The following is an 18558-nucleotide window of genomic DNA, read 5'->3' as shown; positions in this document are numbered from 1 at the left end:
CGGCCGCGTCACCGGACGCCTCCGGCGCCCCGTCGCGCGCCTCCTCGTCCGGGGCCTCCTCGACGATCACGTGCGCGTTGGTGCCGGTGATCCCGAACGAGGACACCCCCGCCCGGCGCGTGCGCCCGGACTCCGACGGCCAGGGCCGGGCCTCGGTCAGCAGCCGTACCGCGCCGGCGGACCAGTCGACCTTGGCCGACGGGGCGTCCACGTGCAGCGTCCTCGGCAGCACGCCGTGGCGCAGCGCGAGCACCGTCTTGATGACCCCGACGACGCCGGCGGCGGCCTGGGTGTGCCCGAAGTTCGACTTCACCGAACCCAGCCACAACGGCCGCCCCTCGGGCCGCTCCTGCCCGTACGTGGCGAGCAGGGCCTGGGCCTCGACGGGGTCGCCGAGCGGAGTGCCGGTGCCGTGCCCCTCCACGGCGTCCACGTCCCCCGGCGTCAGTCCGGCGTCGGTGAGGGCCTGGCGGATGACGCGCTGCTGGGCGGGGCCGTTCGGCGCGGTGAGCCCGTTGGAGGCGCCGTCCTGGTTGACGGCGGAGCCCCGCACGAGCGCCAGGACGCGGTGCCCGTTGCGCCGGGCGTCGCTCAGCCGCTCCAGGAGCAGCAGCCCCGCCCCCTCCGACCAGGCGGAACCGTTCGCGGCGTCCGCGTACGCCATGGAGCGGGAGTCGGGGGACAGCGCGCGCAGCCGGGAGAAGTGCGCGAACGGAGCCGGGTCCGCCATCACGGTGACACCGCCGGCCAGGGCCAGATCGGTCTCGCCGGACCGCAGGGACCGGCAGGCCAGATGCAGGGCGACGAGGGAGGACGAGGAGGCGGTGTCGACGGTCAGCGCGGGGCCTTCGAGGCCGTAGGTGTAGGCGATGCGCCCGGAGACCGCGCTGCCGGAGGTCCCGGTGATGAGCATGGACTCCCATGCGGTGGGCGGCGCGGTGGCGCCGTAGCCGCGGTCCATGGCGCCCGTGAACACCCCGGTACGGCTCCCCTTCAGGGACGCCGGGTCGATGCCCGCCCGCTCGAACGTCTCCCAGGCCGCCTCCAGCAGCAGCCGCTGCTGGGGGTCGGTCGCCGTCGCCTCCTGGTCGGACAGGCCGAAGAAGCCCGCGTCGAAGTCGCCCGCGTCGTGCACGAAGCCGCCCTCGCGGGCGTACGTGGTGCCGGGGCGGTCCGAGTCCTCGTCGAAGAGGCGGTCGAGGTCCCAGCCGCGGTCCTCCGGGAACGGGGACATCGCGTCGGTCCCGTCGGCGAGCAGCTGCCACAGGGCGTCGGGGGAGTCGGCGCCGCCCGGCAGCCGGCAGGCCATGGCGATGACCGCCACCGGGTCGGCGTCGTCGGCGGGAGCCCCAGGGCCTGTGGCGGAGGTCCCGCCCGCCTCGCGGCTTTCGCCCCAGGCCCCGGGCTCCTGGCCGGCCGGTTCCTCCCCCTCGGCGAGGACCTGGGCGACGGCCCGGGGGGTGGGGGAGTCGAAGGCGAGGGTGGCGGGGAGCGGCAGTCCGGTCTCCTCCCGCAGCAGGTTCCGCAGCCGTACCGCGCGGAGGGAGTCCAGGCCGAGCCGGCGGAAGTCCTCGTCGGGGGAGAAAGGGAGGCCCGCGCCGCCGTCGAGCACCCGGCCGACACAGTCGCGTACGAGGTCCAGCGCCTCCTCGACCGTGTACGGCGGGAGGACGCCGAGCCGGGCCGGGACGGGCACCGCGCCCAGACCGGTGAGCCGCCGGGTGAGCGCACGGCGGTCGGGCTTCCCGGCGGGGGAGAGGGGAAGTGCGGGGACGGTGACCAGTTCCAGGGGGATCTTGTGGTCGGCGAGCCCCTTCCGGCGCAGGAAGGCGGTGATCTCGCTGAGGCCGATGGTGCGGTCCGCGTGTCCGGTCACCACCAGGCAGGGGTACTCGCCGAGCCGGTCGTCCGGCGCGCCCGCGACGGCCAGCGGGCCCAGGCCCGCGAGATCCGCGAGCAGTCCCTCGACCTCGGTGGCGCTGAACTTCCGGCCGCCCGTGTTGATCAGCTCGGCGGCCCGCCCGTGCAGCGTCACCACGCCGTCCGCGCCGATCGCCGCGAGATCGCCGGTCCGCAGCCAGCCGTCCCCGGTGAGCGCCGCGCGCGTCAGCTCCGGCTCACGGAAGTAGCCGCGGAACACTCCCGGCCCCCGGTACTGGAGTTCGCCCCGCTCGCCCGCCGCGCACACCGCGCCGTGCTCGTCGGCGACCCGTACCTCCACGCCGTCGACGGGCGTGCCCGCACTGCCGTCGGGGTGGTGGGGCAGGGTGCGGGTGCCGGTACCGATCTCGGACATGCCCCACACCACGACCGGTTCGCCACCGAGGACGGTACGGACCCGCGCGGCGAGCGCCGGCGCGAGGGCGGCCCCCGCCGTCCGCACCTGGTACGGGGCGAAGCCCGCCGGCTCGTCCGTCCCGTCGAGCCGTGTCAGGACGTCCCGCAGCTGGGCGGGCACGGCGAAGACGACACGGGGGTCGTGCTCCCGCGCCACCGCCAGGAAGCGGTCCGGGTCCCAGCGGTCGAGCAGTACCTGCGCACCGGCCGTGAACAGCGTCGCGTGCAGGGACTGGAGGCCGAAGAGATGGGTCATCGGGCAGGCCGTGAGGACCGTACCGGTGAAGGCGTCGGCGTCCTCGGCGGTGACGGCCGCGGTGTTCGACAGCAGACCGTCGTGGCTGTGCACACAGAGCCTGGGCCGCTCCGAGGTCGTCCCGGACGAGGGGACGAGGACGAGCGGCATGCCGGGGGTGACGTCCACCGGCCGGGGACCGCTGCCCGCCCACCGCGCCAGCAGCCCGTCCAGCGACCCGGCCCCGGCCGCCTCGCCCTCCGCCTCCGGCGCGCCGGCCCTCAGCACACCGCGCAGTGACGGCACGTCCTCCAGAAGGGCACGGGCCGTCTCCGGGGGCTCGGCGGCCGGCAGGACGAGAAGGACGGGTTCCGCGCGGGCCAGCAGTGCGCGGACCTCCGGGAGCGGGGTGCCCTGGTGGACGGGCAGCAGGACCGCTCCGAGGGCCGCGACGGCCAGGTGGAGCGTCGGGAACTCCCAGCGGTTGGGCAGTTGCACGGCCACCACGTCGCCGGGGATGACGCCCGACTCCTGGAGCCCGCGGGCCAGCGCGTCGACGTCCGCCCGCCACCGCGCCCAGGTCCAGGAGCGGTCCCCGTCGACGAGGGCCACGGCGTCGGGCGCGGCCGCGACGGCGGCCGTGAAGACCTGGGGCAGGGTGAAGCCGCCCAGGGCATGGGCGGCGTGCGGCTGGATCACGTAGTCATCTGTGGGGACGGGCACCATCACTCCCGGATCTCAAGCACTCTCGTCGGTTGCGGGGGACAGGCCGGGGTGCGGGCACGGACTCCTGTCCGGGGTGGGGCTGGGGGCTGCGGCGGAGGCCGGGTCAGGCCCGCGCGCAGGGCGCGTCCGCTTACGGAAGCGGCGGCCTCCGCCGCACACGTCCCTAGCCCTCGTGCACCGTGATCGCCCCCGACGGGCACAGGGCGCCGGCCAGCCGGGCCCCGTCCTGCGCGTCGGCGTCGGGCCCGGTGAGAAGGGTGACCAGTCCGTCGTCGTCCTGGTCGAAGAGGTCGGGCGCGTTGAGCACGCACTGGCCCGCGCCCACGCAGCGGTCGCGGTCAACGGTGATACGCATGTCGATGTGTCTCCTGCGGTGGATGGGGGCCGGTGGACGGTGCTACCAGCGGACGGGCAGCTCGTGCAGGCCGTAGAGGACGCCGTCGTGCTTGATGCTCAGCCCGTCGACGGGCACGGCGAGTTCGAGGTTCGGGATGCGCTCGAACAGCTTCCGGTAGGCGACCTCCATCTCGACCCGGACCAGGTTCTGGCCCAGGCACTGGTGGACGCCGTAACCGAAGGCGACATGGCCGCGCGCCGACCGGGACGGGTCGAAGGCGTGGGGGCACGCGAAGACGTTCTCGTCGTGGTTGGCCGCGGCGACCAGCGGAATGATGCCCTCGCCCGCCTTGATGAGCTGCCCGGCGATCTCCACGTCCTCGACGGCCACCCGCAGGGACACGATGTCGGCGACCGAGTGGAAACGCAGGGTCTCCTCCACGGCCCGGTCGTCGCCGATCCACTGCGGGTTGGTCAGCAGGGTGACCACGCCGAGCGCGATGTTGTTGGCGGTGGTCTCGTGACCGGCGATGAGCAGCAGCATCAGCACGCCGGACAGCTCGTGGGGGGCGATGGCCTTGGTGGCGAGCAGCCGGGTGACGAGGTCGTCGCCGCCCCAGTTCTGCTTGATGTCGATCAGCCGGTTGATGTAGCGCAGCAGGTCCTTGGCGGCGGCCATGCGGTCGTCGTCGGTGGACGCGCGGAGGTTGACCAGGACCCGGGTCCTGGACTCGAAGAACTCGCGGTCGGCGGGCGGCACACCGAGCAGCGAGGAGATCACCAGGGAGGGGACCGGCAGCGCGAAGTCCGCGACGAGATCGGCGGTGTTGCCCGCCGCCAGCATGGCGTCCAGCTGCGCGTCCACCGTCCGCTCGATCGCCGGCCGCATCGCGCGCACCCGCCGGACGGTGAACTCCGGGATGAGGGCCTTGCGGAACCGGTCGTGCTCGGGGGAGTCCATCCCCACGAACCAGCCCGGGATCTGGTCCTGCGACGGCACGCCCAGGTTCCCCACGTTGGGGAATCCCTCGTGCTGCGGGTTGGAGCTGATCTTCGGGCTGGTCAGGACGGTACGTACGTCCTCGTGCCGGGTGACCAGCCACACCCGTTTGCCGTCGGGCAGATGGGAGAGGACCAGTCCCTCCCGGTCGCGGTAGTCGGCGTAGTCGGGCGGCGGGAACGGCACGCCGGGCTTGCGCAGCGGAAGGTCGACCACCATCGGGTCGGTGTGTGTCATGGTCGGTATCCCCTCTCGGACGGGCCGGTCAGCCGACGCCGTAGAACGCGCGGATCCTGCCGATCACGAAGTCCTGGTCGGCGAGGGTGAGCCCGGTGTGGGTGGGCAGGTACAGCCCGTCGTCGGCGAAGGTGTTCGCCTTCAGCGAGGGCCAGACGGGGTCGTGGTACATGGGCTGCCGGCTCATCGGCTTGAAGAACAGCCGGGTCTCGATGGACTCCCCGGCCAGGAACTTCCGCAGCTCCTCGCGGCGTTCGGCCCGCAGGTCGTACATCCACAGCACGTCCCGGGGCGGCATCAGCGTGATGCCGGGGACGTCGGTGAGGCCCTCGTCGTAGCGCTTCTCGATGCCGCGGCGCACTTCGAGGATCTCGTCCAGGCGCTCGGTCTGGGCGAGGGCCACGGCGGCCTGCATCGCCGTCATCCGGTAGTTGTAGGCGACCTTCTTGTGCAGGAAGCTGTGGTCCTTGGTGAACGCCATGGCGCGCAGATGCGCCAGCTGCCCGGCGAGATGAGGGTCGTCGGTGAGGCAGATGCCGCCCTCGCCCGCCGTGATGATCTTGTTGGCGAAGAGGGAGAAGCACGCGATGTCGCCGACCGGGCGGACGCCGTGGGCCTCGGCGCTGTCCTCCACGACCCGCAGGTTGTACTGGTACGCGATGTCCATGATCGCGTCCATGTCGCAGCGGCGGCCGTAGATGTGGACGGGCAGGAGGGCCTTCGTCCGCGGGGTGATCTTCTCCTCGATGCGGGTGACATCGATGTTGAGGTCGTCACCGCAGTCCACGAACACGGGTGTCGCGCCGGTGTAGGTGACCGCCCACGCCGAGGCGATCATGGTGAACTCCGGCACGATCACCTCGTCACCGGGGCCGATGCCCAGGGCGCGCAGCGCCAGGGTGAGCGCCGCCGTCCCCGAGGAACAGGACACGCCGTGCGCGCTCCCGTTGTGGTCCGCGAAGGCGCGCTCGAAGCGCCGGACCATCGGGCCCTGGGACGAGATCCAGCCGTCCTCGACGGTACCGGTCAGATACTCCAGCTCCCTGCCGTCCAGAGTGGGCCTGGACACGGGGTACTTGAACGACATCCGCTGCCTCTTCCTTGAATTCCTCGTGGTCCTGGTACGTGTGTGCGTGCGGCCCTGGTGCGCGGCCGGGCCGGCAGCGGCCTGGGGTGACGGCCGCGGCCCGGCCGCGTACGGCCCGGCCGTCACGGTGCGCCGCGACGGCCGGGCACCCGGCGGACGGCGGGGGAACCGCCACCGGAGCACTACGCGGCCTTGACGTCCTCCGCGATGATCCGCTCGATGTTCCGCTCGGCCAGTGCCGTGATGGTCACGAACGGGTTGACGCCGATGGAGCCCGGGATGAGGGAGCCGTCCATGACGTAGAGGTTGCGGTGGCCCGCGACCCGGCCGTACAGGTCGGTGGCCTTGCCCAGGACGCAGCCGCCGAGAGGGTGGTAGCTGAAGTCGTCGGAGAACGCCTTCACCTGCTTCCCGAACAGGTCGTAGCGGTACACCGTGGTGTTGGCCTGGTTGATCCGGTCGAACAGCGATTTCGCGGCGTTGACCGCGGGCGTGTTCTGGTCCCGGGTCCAGCGCAGCGCGACCCGGTCGGTGGCCTTGTCGTAGACGAAGGTGCCGCGCTCGGGGTTCTTGGTGATCGCCAGATAGAGGCTGACCCAGGTCTCCGCGCCGGCCGGCATCGGCGCGATCTCCGCGAAGACCGGGGCGGCGGCGTTGTTCCAGTCGTCGATGCCCAGTGCGGGGATCGACGACTGGTGGGCCCCGGTGGGGTTCCAGACGTGGTTGGCCCGGCCGGTCATGATGTTGCCGTTGGGGCCCCAGCCGCCGCCGACCTCGGCGTTGAGGTCCGGGAGCGCGCCGGTGTCCCGGGCACGCACCAGCAGCTCGGTGGAGCCCAGGCTGCCGGCGCCCAGGAACAGATGGCGGCAGCCGATCTCCTTGTGGCCCACGGTCTTGCCGTCGGCGTCGGTCTGGTCCACGGACAGCACATAGCCGCCGTCCTTCTGCTGCCGGATCGCCTTGACCTGGTGCAGGGTCTCGATGGTGACCTTGCCGGTGCCGAGCGCGGCGGCCAGATACGTCTTGTCGAGGCTCTGCTTGCCGTGGTTGTTGCCGTAGATGACCTCGCCCGCCAGCGCGGACTTGGGCGCCTCACCGGTCGCCTCGCGCCGCATGTGGCCGAAGTCGTAGACATTGGGGACGAAGGTGGTGCCCAGGCCCGCCTTGCTTGCCTGCTCGCGCGAGACCCGCGCGAACTTGTACCACTCCGTGTCCTCGAACCAGGTCTTGTCGATGTGGTTCACCTTGAGCATGGAGTTGGCGCGCGGGAAGTACCGGTCGTACATCTCGGCGGCGTCCACCTTCGGGAGGACCTCTTCGAAGTACGCGCGCTTCGGTACGACGGCCATACCGCCGTTGACCAGCGAGCCGCCGCCCACGCCCCGGCCCACGTACACCGACATCTCGTCGAAGTGCACCCGGTCCAGCACGCCCGCGTACGGGTCGATGTCGCGGTTGACGACGTCCAGCCAGAGGAATGAGCCCAGCGGGGCCTCGGTGCGGGACTTGAACCAGGTGGAGCGGCGGTCGGGCTTGAGCATGCCGCAGAAGATGTTCCCGTCCTCGGCGGGCTTGTTCCACAGCCGGCCCATTTCGAGCATCAGCGTCGGGACGCCGGCCTCACCGAGCCGCAGCGCGGACACCGCGGCACCGTACCCCGTGCCGATCACCACGGCCTCGACGAAGGAACCGTTGTCGGCGCGCGGGGCGCGCCGTCCCGCGGCCGCGGCCTGCGGGGCGGCGGAGATCGTGGTCAGGCCGGCGACGGCGGCGCCGCTGAGGGCGGCCAGTCCGAGCAGTCGGCGCCGTGACAGATGCTGGTTCTGCTGGTTCTCGAACACGCTGGTTGTACCCGACCTTCGCCACAGGAATCGTCCCCGCAGGGCTGCTCCGCGGGGCCGTTCCGGTGGGGGTCACAGGCCGTGCCCATCGGCCGGGGCCGCCGCGCGCCACCATCCTGGCCGGGAAAGTCTGGGGGAAATGCCAGAGGTGCCCGGGCCGTTGGCCGGCGGCGGCGCGCCGCCCTGGCCCGAGCCGTACGAGGACGCGGTCCGCGCGCCGTCGTGCCTGGTCAGCGGGGTGCGGCGCTCTTTGGGCCGGCACCGGTCCCGACGGCCGTGTGCAGCCGGGCGTACGCCCCGCCGGCGGCGAGGAGCGCGTCGTGGGTGCCGCGTTCGACGATGCGGCCGCCCTCCATGACGAGGATGAGGTCCGCGTCGCGGATGGTGGAGAGCCGGTGGGCGATGACGAAGCTGGTCCGCCCGGCGCGCAGGGTGCGCATCGCGCGCTGGATGAGGACCTCCGTACGGGTGTCGACGGAGCTGGTCGCCTCGTCCAGGAGCAGGATCGAGGGCCGGGCCAGGAACGCGCGCGCGATGGTGAGGAGCTGCTTCTCGCCGGCGCTGACATTGGCCGACTCCTCGTCCAGGACGGTGTCGTAGCCGTCCGGCAGGGTGCGGATGAAGCGGTCGGCGCAGGTGGCGCGGGCGGCGGCCTCGATCTCCTCGCGGGTGGCGTCGGGGCGCCCGTAGGCGATGTTCTCGGCGATGGTGCCGGAGAACAGCCAGGCGTCCTGGAGCACCAGCCCGATGTGGGAGCGCAGCTCCTCGCGGGTCAGGGCGGTGAGGTCGGTGCCGTCGAGGAGGATGCGGCCCGTGTCGGGCTCGTAGAACCGCATCAGGAGGTTGCCCAGGGTGGTCTTGCCCGCGCCGGTCGGGCCGACGACGGCCACGGTCCGGCCGGGTTCGACGGTGAGGGAGAGGTCCTCGATGAGGGGGACGTCGGGGGAGTAGCGGAAGCCGACCTTGTCGAAGCGGACGTGCCCGCGGACCCGGGGGAGGTGCGCGGGGTGCGCGGGGTCGGGCCCCTGCTCGTCGGCGTCCAGGAGCTCGTGGACGCGCGCCGCGGAGGCGAGCGCGGACTGGAGGCGGGCGGCGATCCCGGCGACCTCGACGAGCGGCTGGCTGAACTGCCGGGAGTAGAGGATGAACGCCTGGACGTCGCCGATGGACAGCGCCCCGGAGATCACCCGCAGCGCGCCCACGACCGCCACCACGACATAGCCGAGGTGGGAGACGAACATCATCGACGGCTCGATGGCACCGGAGACGAACTGGGCTCGTGCGCTCGCGCGGTACAGGGCCTCGTTGTGCGCGTCGAAGGCGCGCTCGGCCTGCTCGCGCCGCCCGAAGCCCTTGACCAGCGCGTGCCCGGTGTAGATCTCCTCGACATGGGCGTTCAGTTCCCCGGTGGCGGACCACTGCTGGGCGAACCGCGGCTGCGCGCGCCTGCTGATCAGCGCCGCGAGCACCGCCGACACCGGCACGCAGGCCAGCATGATCAGCGCCAGTGACGGCGAGATGACGACCATCAGCACCAGCATCGTCAGCACCGAGAACACCGCGGTGATCAGCTGGCTCAGCGTCTGCTGGAGGACCTGCTGGAGGTTGTCGACGTCGTTGGTGACCCGGCTGAGCACCTCGCCGGCCGGCCGCCCGTCGAAGTAGCGCAGCGGCAGCCGGGCGAGCTTGGCCTCCACGGACCCGCGCAGCGCGAACACCACCCGCTGGACGACGACCGTGACCAGCCGCCCCTGGAGCAGGGTGAGGACGGCGGCGGCGGCGAACAGCGCCAGGGTGATCAGCAGCACCCGGGCGACGGCGCCGAAGTCGACGCCCGGGGAGCCGTGGGCGTGCCGGATGCCGTCGAAGACGAGGTCCGTGGCCCGGCCGAGCAGCATCGGGCCCGCCGCGTTGAGCGCGACACCGCCGATGCCGAGGGCGACCGCGACGGTCACCAGGGCGCGGTGCGGGCGCAGCAGCGCCAGGGTGCGGCGGGCGGCGCCGCGCCGCACCCGGCTAGAGCTGTCCGTCGAGACCATGGACGGCCTCCTGAAGGGTCGGGGCGGCTCCGTCGTCCGGGCCCGCGGGATCGGTGAGCTGGGACCGGGCGATCTCCCGGTAGGTCGTACTGGTGCGCAGCAGCTCCTCGTGGGTCCCGGTGGCGGCCACCCGGCCCGCGTCCAGGACGACGATGCGGCGGGCGTGCCGGACGGTGCTGACGCGCTGGGCGACGGTGATCACCGTCGCGCCGGCGATCTCCGGTTCCAGGGCGGCCCGCAGGGCGGCGTCCGTGGCGTGGTCGAGGGCGGAGAAGCAGTCGTCGAAGAGGTAGATGTCCGGCCTGCGCAGCAGGGTGCGGGCGAGGGCCAGGCGCTGCCGCTGGCCGCCGGACACATTGGTGCCGCCCTGGGCGATCGGCGCGTCCAGCCCGCCGGGCAGACGCTCCACGAAATCGCGGGCCTGGGCGGTCTCCAGCGCGTGCCAGAGCGCCTCGTCGGTGGCGTCGGGGTCGCCGAAGCGCAGATTGCTGGCGACGGTGCCGGAGAAGAGGTACGCCCGCTGCGGGACGAAGCCGACGGCGCGGCGCAACGTCCCCGCGTCCAGGGTGCGGACGTCGGCGCCGCCCACGTGGACGGACCCCTCGGTGGCGTCGACGTGCCGCAGGACGAGGTGGAGCAGGCTGGTCTTGCCGCTGCCGGTGCTGCCGAGGACCGCCACCGTCTCGCCGGGCGCGACGCTCAGGTCGATCCCGCGCAGCACCGGCTCCGCCGCTCCCGGGTAGTGGAACCCGGCGCCGCGCAGTTCCAGCCGGCCGGGCGCGGGCAGGTCGCGCCGGGGCTCGCGCGGCGCCGCCACGCTCGGTTCGGTGTCCAGCACCTGCTGGATACGTCCGGCCGAGACCCTCGCCCGCGGCATCGCCAGGCACACGAAGGTCACCATCACCACCGACATCAGGATCAGCGTGAGATAGCTCAGAAAGGCGCTGAGGGCGCCGAACCGCATCGCCCCGGCGTCGACCCGGTGCGCCCCGAACCACAGCACCGCCACCATGAAAGCGTTGAGGATCAGCAGCACGACGGGGATGATCGTCGCCAGCAGCCGGCCGACGCGCAGCGAGATGTCGCGCAACGCGGAATTCGTGCGGCCGAATCTCTCGCCCTCGTACGCGTCACGCACAAAAGCCCGGACGACCCGGACCCCGGTAATACGCTCGCGCAGCAGCCCGTTGATGCGGTCGAGATAATTCTGCATACGGGCGTAGAACGGATCGGCGCGGCCGAGAAGAAGTCCGAAGGACAATCCGACGGTCACCGTCAGCGCCACCAGGAGCAGGGAGAGCGGCACGTCCTGCTGGAGGGCGAGCGCGATACTGCCCAGACACATCAGAGGCGCGGAAACGGCGACGCCGAAAGCGGGCACCGCGAGCATCTGCACCTGTTCCACGTCGTTGACCGTCCGCGTCATCAGCGACGGGGTGCCGAACTGCCCGACCTCGCGCGCCGAGAAGTCCAGCACCCGGCGGAAGACGGCCGAGCGCAGATCGCGGCCCATCGCCATGGCCGTACGGGTCCCCAGCGCCACCGCGCCCACGGCCGCCGCGACCTGGACGCCCGCCACGGCCACCATGACCAGGCCGGTCCGGGTGACGTAGGCGCGGTCCGCGGTGAGCACGCCGTTGTCGATGACGGCCGCGCCCAGGGTCGGCAGCGCCAAGGTGCCCAGGATCTGCACCAGTTGGAGCAGGCCCATCAGGGCGACGGAGCGCCGGTGGGGCCGCAGGCGGGTTCGCAGAAGGCTGAGCAGCACCGGGCGACGCTCCTGGAGACGGGCGGGCCCGGTCGGCGGTGGGGGTCAGGCGCCGACCGGGCCTGGACGGGGGCACACCCGGACAGTGCAGCGCACCGCACACCGGAAAATCCCTAGTGTCCCGGCGGCCGGGCCGTTTTGTTGTGCCCCGGCGGGAAACGGCCGTCGGCCGGTACTCGTGAATTCCCTAGTGTGCCCGGAATTTCTTGACACCGTGACCGGCCGCTTGGAAGCGTGCGATTACCCAGCGTCCGGACCGTGGCGTTTTCGAGGCCGGCAGATGCCGTGCGACGCCAAGAGAAACACAGCCACGAGGTCAAGCAGCCGACTCGGCTCTGCGTTTGGGCGGTCTGTTCTCAGCGGAGGAGAGGAATGAGATGTCCAAGCGTGCGCTGATCACCGGAATCACCGGGCAGGACGGTTCTTATCTGGCCGAGCACCTGCTCGCGCAGGGCTACCAGGTGTGGGGCCTGATCCGTGGTCAGGCCAACCCCAGGAAGTCGCGGGTCAGCCGTCTCGTCTCCGAACTGTCCTTCGTCGAGGGCGACCTGATGGACCAGGGCAGCCTGGTCTCGGCCGTCGACACGGTGCAGCCCGACGAGATCTACAACCTCGGCGCGATCTCCTTCGTGCCGATGTCCTGGCAGCAGGCCGAACTCGTCACCGAGACCAACGGCATGGGCGTGCTGCGCATGCTGGAGGCGATCCGCATGGTCAGCGGCCTTAACGGCTCGCGGAACGCCGGCGGCGGCCAGATCCGCTTCTACCAGGCGTCCTCGTCGGAGATGTTCGGCAAGGTCGCCGAGACCCCGCAGTGCGAGACCACCATCTTCCGCCCGCGCAGCCCCTACGGTGTCGCGAAGACCTACGGGCACTTCATCACCCGTAACTACCGCGAGTCGTTCGGCATGTACGCCGTCTCCGGCATGCTGTTCAACCATGAATCGCCGCGCCGTGGTGCCGAGTTCGTCACCCGGAAGATCTCCCTCGCGGTGGCCCGCATCAAGCTCGGCTACCAGGACAAGCTGTCCCTGGGCAACCTGGACGCCGTCCGCGACTGGGGCTTCGCCGGGGACTACGTCCGCGCCATGCACCTGATGCTCCAGCAGGACGAGCCGGGTGACTACGTCATCGGGACCGGCGAGATGCACTCGGTCCGTGACGCCGTCCGCATCGCCTTCGAGCATGTGGGCCTCAACTGGGAGGACTACGTCCACATCGACCCCTCGCTGGTGCGCCCGGCCGAGGTGGAGATCCTGTGCGCGGACGCCGAGCGCGCCCGCAACCAGCTGGGCTGGGAGCCCACCGTCGACTTCCCCGAACTGATGCGCATGATGGTCGACTCCGACCTGCGCCAGGCGTCCCGCGAGCGGGAGTTCGGGGACATGCTGCTGGCCGCCAGCTGGTAGGGCACCCCGGCGCACGGGACACCCCGGCGCACCCCGGGAGTGTCCCGTACCGCACCGGGTGAGGTTCCGCATGCCCCTGTCGGTAGGGCGTGCGGAACACCGGGCCGGCGACCGGCCGGCGCCATCGTAAGGAGGAGGAAACCGCACCATGACGACGACCACCGCGGAAGGGCTCTGGGCCCGGCGCTACCACCCGGCCGCGCACCACGGGCACCAGCTCGTCTGCTTTCCGCACGCGGGCGGTTCGGCCTCCTTCTTCTTCCCCGTGTCGGCGCAGTTGTCGTCGGTGACGGAGGTGCTGTCGGTGCAGTACCCGGGCCGCCAGGACCGGCGCACCGAGAGCAGCCCCACCGACATCCGCGTCATGGCCGACCAGGTGTACGCGGCACTGGGGGACCGGTTCCGGTCAAGGCCGACGACATTTCTCGGTCACAGTATGGGCGCGATGGTCGCGTTCGAGGTGGCCCGGCGGCTGGAGGCGGACGGCGGGGAGCTGGCGCATCTCTACGCCTCGGGGCGGCGCGCGCCCTCGCGCCACCGCGCGGAGAGCGTCCACCGGCGCGACGACGACGGGATCGTCGCCGAACTGAAGCTGCTCTCCGGCACGGACGCCGCGGTCCTGGGTGACGAGGAGATCCTGCGCATGATCCTCCCGGCGATCCGCAGCGACTACACCGCGGTGGAGACCTACCGCTGCGACCCCGGCGCCGCGATCGCCGCACCGATCACCGCACTGACCGGCGACAGCGACCCCAGGACCACCCTGGAGGAGGCCGAGGACTGGCGCACCCACACCACGGGCGCCTTCGACCTCAAGGTTTTCCCCGGAGGGCACTTCTTCGTCAGCTCCCAGGCCCCCGCCGTCCTGAGCCTTCTCCGGGAGCGCCTCACGACGTCCTAGCGGCTGTCGCTCTGGCCGCGGCCTCCACCGACCATGTACGCTGGCGCCCGTTGGGCATCACCCTTTAGGGTGATTTACAGCCGCGATGCGGTGACGGCCGGTCGCATCGTCGTGTCCCCGAGGTGCGAGGATCCCCATGGTGCGAGACCGGAGTGCCCCTTCCGGTTGTGACAGCACCTTGGTCGGCCGCGCCGACGACGTCAGCACACTCGACCACCTCGCCCGCGACGCGCGCTGCGGCCGCGCCGGCTCGGTGGTGGTCACAGGACCCACCGGAATCGGCAAGTCCGCCCTTCTGCATGCCTTCCTCGGCGGGGACGCCTGCCGGCACGCCACCGTGCTGCACGGCAACTGCCAGGAGGACGGGTCCGACGACGCGTTGGGCGGCTTACGTACCCTGCTCGACCGGGCGGGCCAGGACCTCCCCCTCGACACCGCCGCCCTCACCCCCGGCGCGCTGACCGGCGCGCCCCCGCACGCCCCCGCCGTCCAGCACGCCTTCCACGGCCTCTACCGCCTCGCGGCCCGCGCGCTGCGCCACCGCCCCCTCGTCCTGGCCCTGGACGACGCCCACCACTGCGACGAACTCTCCCTGCGCTGGCTCGACTTCCTGCTCCGCCGCGCCGACGGCCTGCCCCTCCTCGTCGTCCTCACCCAGCACACCGAGACCGCCGCGCTCACCCACGGCGCCACGGCCCACCGGGCCCTGGCCGACCTCACCGCCCACCGCCGCACCACCACCCTGCGCCTGCGGCCGCTGACCGAGACCGATGTCGCCGAGGCCGTACGACGGTTCTTCCGCACACCCGCCACCCGGGCCTTCGTCACCCGCGCCTGGTCCGTGAGCGGCGGCAACCCCCGCCTCCTGGACCGCCTGCTGCGCGCGGTGCGCGCCGACGGCACCGGCCCGGACGCGGGCGCCGCCGACCGGATCGCCGGGACCTGCGACCGCGTCCTCGCCGACTGGGTACGCGAGTTCCTCGACCGCCGCCCGCCCTGGGTCGGCGACGTCGCACGCGCCGCCGCGGTCCTCGGTACACGGGGCGCCGACCACCTCGGCCCCCTGGCCGCCGTCCCCGCCGATGTCGTCGAGGACGCCCTGACGGTGCTGCGCGGGGCCGGGCTGCTGGCGCCCGGCGGCAGACACCTGGCGGACGACGTGGTGCGGACGACGGTGCTGGACGCCCTGGACGACCGGACGCTGGCGGACCTGCGCACCCGGGCGGCACTGCTCCTGAGCGACGCGGGCCGCCCCGCCGAAGAGGTCGCCGCACACCTCCTGCCGCTGCCCGCGACGGCCGAACCCTGGATGCCCGGCGTCCTGCTGGAGGCCGCCGCGCGGGCCGAGGCACGCGGCGCCCCGGAGACCGCCGCCCGCTACCTCTACCGGGTGCTGGAGGTGGACCCCGGCAGCGTGGAGGTCCGCGTCCGGCTGGCCCGTTCCCTGGCCGAGACCGACCCGCCCGCCGCCATGGGCCTGCTCCGCGGCGTCCTGGCCCCCAGCGTCGACGTGCGCACCAGGGCGAGGATCGCCGCGCAGTTCGGCACGACCTGCGTGGCCGCACGCGAGATCTCGGTCGCCCTCGGCATGCTCGACGACGTCCTGGCCGCCCTCGACACCGAACTCGGTCCGGACCCCCTGCCCGCCGACCGGGAACTGCGCACCCTCGTCGAGTCGGTGCTGCTGATCGTCGGCTCGCACGGCCGCACCACCATCGCCGCGACGCGCGAGCGGGCCGCGGCGATGACCGTGCCCGAGGGCGACACCCCCGCCCAGCGCCAGAAACTCGCCGCGATGGCCCTCCTGGCGGCACTCGACGCCGAGGTACCCGAACCGGCCGTGGAACGCGCCCTGCGCGTCGCCCACTCCCCGCAACTGCCCCTCCGCTGCTGGTCCCTGCTGAACTCCGCCCTCGTCCTCGAACTCGCCGACCGCACCGAGGACGCGCTCCACGCCCTGGACCGCGTCCTGCGCCAGGGCCGGGAGAACGCCGCCGGATGGACCCACTCCCTGGCCCTGGCCAGCCGCGCCGTGCTCCTCCACGGCCTGGGTGCCCTCCCGGACGCGCTCGCCGACGCCAGGAAGGCGGTACAGATCGGCGGTGCCGAACGATGGGGCGGGACCGTCGTCCTGCCCCGCGTGGCGCTCGCCGGCGTCCTGGTGGACCGGGGCGAGGCAGCCGCCGCCGAGAAACTGCTCCTCAGCGGCGGGCCCGCCTGGCGCGACCAGTACGTGTGGACCTACCCCCGCTCCCTCCTGGCCCACGGCCGGGTCCGCCACGCCCTGGGCGACAAGGAGGGAGCGCTGGCACTGTTCCGCGAGTGCGGCAGGGCACTGGAGGACGCCGGAGTGCGCCACCCCGCCTATCTGCCCTGGTGGGTCGAGGCCGCCTGCGTCCTCGCCGAACTGGGCCGCCCGGAGGAGGCCGGGGAAAGCGCCGCACACGGCACCCGGCTCGCGCGGCGCTGGGGCACCCCCCGCGTCCTCGGCCTCGCCGCCCTCGCCCGCGGCGCGGCCACCCCCGGCGAGAAGGGCGTGGAACTGCTGGGCGAAGCGGTACGGGAACTGTCCGCCTCACCGGCCCGCCTGGAACACGCCCGCGCCGAACTCCTCCTGGGACAGGCCCTCCTGGCACAGGGCGACCGGCGCGGGGCCCGCGAGCACCTGCGGGCCGCGGCCGACCTCGCCCAGCGCTGCGGCGCCCTCGCCCTCGGCCAGGAGGCCCGCGGCGCCCTCGTCGCGGCGGGCGGCCGCATGCGCAAGATGACCGCCTCCCCCCTGGACCTGCTCACCAGCATGGAACGCCGGGTCGCCGGCCTCGCCGCGGGCGGCGCCGGAAACCGCTCGATCGCCCAGTCCCTCTACGTCACCGTACGCACGGTGGAGACACATCTGACCAGCGTGTACCGCAAGCTGGGCATCACCGAACGCGCCCAGATCGCCGCCGCCCTGCGCAGTCCGGGCGTCCGCGGGGCACGGACGCCACGTCCTGGCAGCCCGCGCTGAGAGCGGCCGGACCGGGGAGCTGCCCGTGACGGCGCCGGGTGACCAGCAGCTCCATACCGGGTTCATACGGGCGGGCCGCCCCCGCACCGACCCGACCCTGCTCGAACGCGAGCGGGAACAGGACCAGTTGCGGAACGTGGTGGCCTCGCTCGGCGACGGCCGCCCCGCCGTCGTCTCCGTCACCGGCCGCCCCGGCTTCGGCTACAACGCCCTGCTGCGCTGGACCGCACACCTCGCCGAGGAGCAGCCCGTACGCGTCCTGCGCGTCACCGGCTCCCTCGCCGAACGCGACCTTCGCCACGGAGGCATCACCCAACTCCTCACCCCCCTGGGTGAGACGGCCGCACACCCGCTCAGGGCCCTGCGCGACCCCCACGCCCCGGACGGCCTGCCCGGCCTGCCCGAACTCCTCCACACCACCCGCCGCACCCCCACCCTCGTCACGGTGGAGGACGCGCAATGGCTGGACGCGGCCTCCCTGCACTGGCTCCAGGCCCTGGTCCGCCGCCTGTCCGCCGGCATTCCTCTCGCCCTGCTCGTCGGCCGCACCGGACTCGACCCCTACGGCCCCGACTGGCTGGCCGAGGCGGCGCCCGCCACCCGCCATCTCACCGTCCGCGCCCTGAGCCCCCGCGCCGTCGCCACCCTCGCCGAACAGATCTGCGGCGCCCCCTGCGACGAGGAGTTCGCCGCCGCGGCCGCCGACGCCACCGGCGGCAGCCCCGCCACCCTGCACACCGCGCTGCGCTCCCTCGCCGACGCCGGACACCGGCCGGACACCGACCGGATACCGCTCCTGCGCACCCTGGTCACCGGCATCACCGCCGACCGCGCCGGGCGCGCCCTGCGGGGGCTGTCCGACGAGGCCACCGCAGTCCTGCGGGCCCTGGCCGTCGGCGGTGACCTCCTCGACTTCTCCCTCGTCTGCTCCCTCGCCGGACTGCACACCGTCCGCGAGCCCCGGCTGCGCGCCACCCTGCGGAACGCCGGCTTCACCTACCCCGACGGCCCCTACGAACGCATCCGACTGCCCGTCCTCACGTCCCGCATCCTGGAGGACACCCCCGCCGCCGAACGCGCCGCCCTCCACGCCCGCGCCGCCCACCTCGCCTACCGGACCGTCGCCGGGGACGAGGACGTCGCCCGCCTCCTCCTCCAGGCCCCGCCCGTCGGCGAACCCTGGGCGGCGCACGCCCTGTGCGGCAGCTTCGGCCCCGCCCTGCGCCGCGGCGAACACACCCGGGCCGCCGCCTTCCTGGAACGCGCCCTCGACGAGCCCCAGGAACCCCTCCAGCGCGCCCGCGTCCACCTCGTCCTGGCCTGCGCCGAGGCCGTGACCACCCCCGAGGCCGGCGACCGCAGGTTCGCGACCCTCGTCCGCGCGCCGGGTCAGGGCGAGGCATGGGCCCGGCTGCGCGTGCGGGCCCTGGACACCGGCCTGGCCCGCGGCGACGACTCCTGGGGCCGCCGCGCCGCCGCCGAGGCCCTCACCACCGCCCGCGGCACCGAACGCGACAACCTGATCGCGCTGTACTGGTTCGCCGCCCAGACCCGGCACGAGGACACCGACGTCCCCGCACCCGGCGTCCCCGCCCTGCCCGAACACCCCACCGCCCCCGCCCAGGCCGGCATCCG

At 73.1% G+C, this 18558-nt stretch carries 11 protein-coding genes; 4 read left to right on the top strand and 7 right to left on the bottom strand.

The window, feature by feature from the left end:
• The 7 genes from AC51EU_RS15195 to AC51EU_RS15165 form a co-directional block, all read right to left on the bottom strand.
• The coding region (locus AC51EU_RS15195) for a type I polyketide synthase (RefSeq protein ID WP_496267448.1) at positions 1-3298 on the bottom strand (3298 nt) is incomplete at its 3' end.
• Between the two features lie 163 nt (positions 3299-3461).
• Positions 3462-3653 (bottom strand): ferredoxin, encoded by a 192-nt coding sequence (locus tag AC51EU_RS15190; protein ID WP_496267447.1) that lies wholly within the window; start codon positions 3651-3653, stop codon positions 3462-3464.
• Positions 3654-3695: 42 nt separating this feature from the next.
• Positions 3696-4871 (bottom strand): cytochrome P450, encoded by a 1176-nt coding sequence (locus AC51EU_RS15185; protein WP_496267446.1) that lies wholly within the window; start codon positions 4869-4871, stop codon positions 3696-3698.
• 28 nt (positions 4872-4899) lie between these two features.
• Complete coding sequence (locus AC51EU_RS15180; protein ID WP_496267445.1) at positions 4900-5958, bottom strand: DegT/DnrJ/EryC1/StrS family aminotransferase; 1059 nt, start codon at positions 5956-5958, stop codon at positions 4900-4902.
• Between the two features lie 182 nt (positions 5959-6140).
• Positions 6141-7799 carry a GMC family oxidoreductase gene (locus tag AC51EU_RS15175; protein WP_496267444.1) on the bottom strand — a complete coding sequence of 553 codons (1659 nt, stop codon included), beginning with the start codon at positions 7797-7799 and terminating at the stop codon, positions 6141-6143.
• Between the two features lie 230 nt (positions 7800-8029).
• Positions 8030-9838: an ABC transporter ATP-binding protein gene (locus AC51EU_RS15170; protein WP_496267443.1), complete on the bottom strand. Its 1809-nt coding sequence runs from the start codon at positions 9836-9838 to the stop codon at positions 8030-8032.
• On the bottom strand, positions 9816-11606 hold the full coding sequence (locus tag AC51EU_RS15165; protein WP_496267442.1) for an ABC transporter ATP-binding protein: 1791 nt from the start codon (positions 11604-11606) through the stop codon (positions 9816-9818). Before AC51EU_RS15165 ends, AC51EU_RS15170 begins: the two co-directional genes overlap by 23 nt.
• Before the next feature lie 377 nt (positions 11607-11983).
• Between AC51EU_RS15165 and AC51EU_RS15160 the strand changes: the two genes are divergently transcribed.
• From AC51EU_RS15160 to AC51EU_RS15145, 4 genes are all read left to right on the top strand, one after another.
• Complete coding sequence (locus tag AC51EU_RS15160; protein WP_496267441.1) at positions 11984-13015, top strand: GDP-mannose 4,6-dehydratase; 1032 nt, start codon at positions 11984-11986, stop codon at positions 13013-13015.
• A 148-nt stretch (positions 13016-13163) separates the two neighbouring features.
• Positions 13164-13916, top strand: coding sequence for a thioesterase II family protein (locus AC51EU_RS15155; protein ID WP_496267440.1), 753 nt, complete (start codon positions 13164-13166; stop codon positions 13914-13916).
• 136 nt (positions 13917-14052) lie between these two features.
• The gene (locus tag AC51EU_RS15150; protein WP_496267439.1) at positions 14053-16923 is read left to right on the top strand and encodes a helix-turn-helix transcriptional regulator; all 2871 of its coding nucleotides are present in this window, start codon (positions 14053-14055) and stop codon (positions 16921-16923) included.
• Positions 16924-16948: 25 nt separating this feature from the next.
• On the top strand, positions 16949-18558 hold a 1610-nt coding region (locus AC51EU_RS15145), incomplete at its 3' end, for an ATP-binding protein (protein WP_496267438.1).

Source organism: Candidatus Streptomyces philanthi, assembly GCF_059553635.1.
This window is presented reverse-complemented; position numbering and strand designations above follow the sequence as displayed.

Coding starts and splice junctions, on each gene's coding strand:
- AC51EU_RS15155 (WP_496267440.1), top strand. CDS start 13,164: ATGACGACGACCACCGCGGAAGGGCTCTGGGCCCGGCGCTACCACCCG.
- AC51EU_RS15150 (WP_496267439.1), top strand. CDS start 14,053: ATGGTGCGAGACCGGAGTGCCCCTTCCGGTTGTGACAGCACCTTGGTC.
- AC51EU_RS15180 (WP_496267445.1), bottom strand. CDS start 5,958: ATGTCGTTCAAGTACCCCGTGTCCAGGCCCACTCTGGACGGCAGGGAG.
- AC51EU_RS15185 (WP_496267446.1), bottom strand. CDS start 4,871: ATGACACACACCGACCCGATGGTGGTCGACCTTCCGCTGCGCAAGCCC.
- AC51EU_RS15170 (WP_496267443.1), bottom strand. CDS start 9,838: ATGGTCTCGACGGACAGCTCTAGCCGGGTGCGGCGCGGCGCCGCCCGC.
- AC51EU_RS15190 (WP_496267447.1), bottom strand. CDS start 3,653: ATGCGTATCACCGTTGACCGCGACCGCTGCGTGGGCGCGGGCCAGTGC.
- AC51EU_RS15160 (WP_496267441.1), top strand. CDS start 11,984: ATGTCCAAGCGTGCGCTGATCACCGGAATCACCGGGCAGGACGGTTCT.